This window comes from Streptomyces sp. adm13(2018) (genome assembly GCF_008042145.1).
GTDB lineage: Bacteria > Actinomycetota > Actinomycetes > Streptomycetales > Streptomycetaceae > Streptomyces.
Window position 1 is genome coordinate 1 of sequence record NZ_RDBH01000070.1, and the last position, 2493, is coordinate 2493.

At 75.9% G+C, this 2493-nt stretch carries 1 protein-coding gene and 1 pseudogene; both read right to left on the reverse strand.

Annotated features, from left to right (window positions below; genetic code table 11):
• Positions 1 to 37 precede the first annotated feature (37 nt).
• Positions 38 to 1657, reverse strand: coding sequence for a serine/threonine-protein kinase (locus EAO70_RS06220; RefSeq protein WP_261992698.1), 1620 nt, complete (start codon positions 1655 to 1657; stop codon positions 38 to 40).
• Between the two features lie 229 nt (positions 1658 to 1886).
• A pseudogene (locus EAO70_RS06225) lies at positions 1887 to 2493 on the reverse strand (FAD-binding oxidoreductase); the annotation flags it as partial.

Genomic DNA, 2493 nt, shown 5'->3' on the forward strand with positions numbered 1-2493 from the left:
CCCGGCGACCGGTCCCGCGGACCGCCCCCCGCGCCGGTCAGGGCGCCCGCCAGATCGTCAGGTCGCCGGTGACGAAGTTGATGCCGCTTCCCGGTAGGGCGGTCGATTTCACCTGGATGACGAAGAGGGCGATGTCGCCGGAGGGGTGCTCGATGCAGATCTCGCTGCCGGCCGCCGACCAGGACAGCGAGAGGTCGCGGGTCGGCTGGACGGCGAGGGTGGCGCGGCACTCGTCGAGGCCGGCCCCCGGCTTGCCCTGGCGCAGCTGCATCCGGCTGGCGCGGCTCTGTAGCGCACAGAGCTCCTTCTCCGAGCAGACGAGGCGGACGTCCCCCTTGCGGTCCTTGCGCTCGATCGGCTCCTTGAGGCTCATCGAGCTCTCCTCGGTGAGCATCTGGAAGGGGTACGGGACGGCTCGCGGCGGACCGGTCTCCGTCGGGGCGGGGCGCGAGGCCCTCCCCCGCGTCCGGGCGCCGTCCTGCGCCACGGCGGCGGCGGGCGCGGAGGACGACGCCGTGGGGCCGGGCGACGTCGTGGCCCCGGACCGCGCGAGGTCGCGGAACCGGTCCGCGGCCTCCACGACCGTCCACGACAGGCCGCCGACCAGCAGGGCGCCCGCCGCGACGGCGGCGGCGGTGACGAGCGCGGTGCGCCGCTTCCGGGACCGCGGGCGCTCCCTGGCCGTCGGCCGCTCCCCCGGTCCCGGCCGGGGGGTCAGCGGGAACGTGTGCACCGGGGTGGGGTCGGGGACCGGCCCCGGCACCGCGGGCTCCGGCCCCGTGACGTCCCGCCAGACGGCGGGCCCCGCGGCCTCGTCCGCGTCCGCGCCGAGCCGCTGCCGGCACCAGTCGACGATCTCCGCCGGGGTGGCCCGCTCCTCGGGAGCGGCGGCCAGGCACCGGGCGATCAGCGGCCGGAGCGCCGGGGGAAGCCGGCTCAGATCGGGCTCGGAGTGCACGATGCGGTACAGCACGCCGACCGAGTGCCCGTCGCCGTACAGCGGTTCTCCCAGCGCCGCGAAGGCCGCCGTCTGCCCCAGCGCGAAGACGTCCGTCGCGGTCGTGACCTCGCCCGCGGACGCCTGTTCGGGGGCCATGTACGAGGGGGTGCCGAGGGCGGTGCCGGTCTCGGTCTGCCGGGTGGTGTCGGAGCCGAGCGAGATGCCGAAGTCGATGACGCGCGGCCCGTCGGCGGCCAGCAGGACGTTCGACGGCTTGAGGTCCCGGTGCACGATGCCCGCGCCGTGGATGGCCTGGAGTGCCTCGGCGACGCCCGCCATCAGCCACAGGACGGCCGGCACGGGCAGCGGGCCGCGCCGGGCGACGGCCTCGGACAGGGAGGGGCCGGGCACGTACAGCGTCGCGAGCCAGGGCGGTACGCCGTCCGCGTCGGCGTCGATCAGCTCGGCGGTGTACGCGCCGCGGACCCGCCGGGCCGCCTTGATCTCCCGGCGGAACCGGTGTCGGAAGGCCGGGGAGTCGGTCAGTTCCGGGCGTACGACCTTGAGGGCGACGGGCCGGCCGCCCGGGGTGTGCGAGAGGTAGACGCGGCCCATGCCGCCCGCGCCGAGACGGGCGGCCAGGCGGTAGCCCGCCACCACGGGCGGGTCGTCCGCCTGGAGTGGCCGGAAGACCTCGGTCGCCGCATCTCTCTGCACTGATCCCCCCGGATCCCTCGATCGGCGGCGCTGCGCCGGCCCATGACAGCAGGTTAGGCGGCGGGGCGGCGGGGTCTGCCGCCAGGGTTCGTGATCAWGGGTCGAGCGGGGTGACGCGCGGGGGGTTCGGCGATCGCGCCGGGCGACGACCTGGCGGCGGCGGAGGACGCCACACTCGGAACGAGGGCGGCCACACCCGAGCCCCAACAGGCACCTCGCCCCCAGGACCTCAAAGACCCGCCTCCACTTCGCCCTCCCCCTCATCCACACGCTCATCCACACGCTCATCCACCCCCTCCGCCAGCACTTCCGCCAAGTGCCGTCCCCGTACCCCCGCCAGGTCCGCCATCTGCGTACGGCACGAGAAGCCGTCCGCCAGGACGGCGGCGGCCGGGGGCGCGCCCTTCAGTGCCGGCAGCAGCTGGTCCTCCGCGCACGCCACCGAGACCTCGTAGTGGCCCGGCTCGAAGCCGAAGTTGCCCGCGAGACCACAGCAGCCGCCCGCCAGTTCCCCCGTCAGCCCGGCGCGGGCGCGCAGTCGGCGGTCCGCCGCGTCGCCCAGCACCGCGTGCTGGTGACAGTGCGTCTGGCCCGTCACCGGGCGGTCCAGACGCGGCGGCTCCCATTCGGGGGCCAGCTCCTCCAGCGCCTCCGCGAACGTCCGTACCGACGCCGCCAGCCGCGCCGCCCTCGGGTCGTCCGGCAGCAGTTCGGGCAGGTCGGTCCGGAGGGTCGCCGCGCAGGACGGCTCCAGCACCACCACGGGGCCCAGAAGGCCGCCGACGTCCTCCCGATCCCCCTCCGTCCCCTCATCCCCCGCCATCACGTCCAACATC